Origin of the sequence: Desulforhopalus vacuolatus, from assembly GCF_016918505.1 — a bacterium.
GTDB classification, from domain to species: domain Bacteria; phylum Desulfobacterota; class Desulfobulbia; order Desulfobulbales; family Desulfocapsaceae; genus Desulforhopalus; species Desulforhopalus vacuolatus.
The window spans coordinates 1-415 of record NZ_JAFFPZ010000128.1; the positions used below are offsets into that span (position 1 = coordinate 1).

The window sequence follows — 415 nt, forward strand, 5'->3', positions numbered from 1 at the left end:
GTAACCTCCTTAGAAGATTAGTCTTTTAAGGAGGGCAAACTCGGAATTTCACTTATTTGTCAAGAAAAAAACTTCTCCTTGTAATTTATTTTTTTCTACATGCAAAATCTTAACCGGACACTACTGAACTGAACTCAGAAAACGTCGGATCCCAGATCATTTGAAGGACCTGCGCTATGGCCTGCTGAATCAGCCGGTCAAGTCTCGAAGTCTTCGCTTATCTGCAGGTATACCCAGTAATCTAACGCCTCCCTGTGGTTTTGGGATTTCCTTCCTTCGAACCGGTAGCGGTTGATATGTTCCGGCAAAAAGAGCCGTCTTCGGAGTCTGCGCTTACCTATCTCCTCCCAATGTCGTCTCAGGTAACTCGGTAATTGATCGACGGTCATTCCATCGATACCTGGCGCACCCTTAT

General features: G+C 45.3%; 1 pseudogene. It reads right to left on the reverse strand.

What is annotated here, in order from left to right:
* Nucleotides 1-127 precede the first annotated feature (127 nt).
* Nucleotides 128-415 (reverse strand): annotated as a pseudogene (locus tag JWG39_RS16200) (hypothetical protein); the annotation flags it as partial.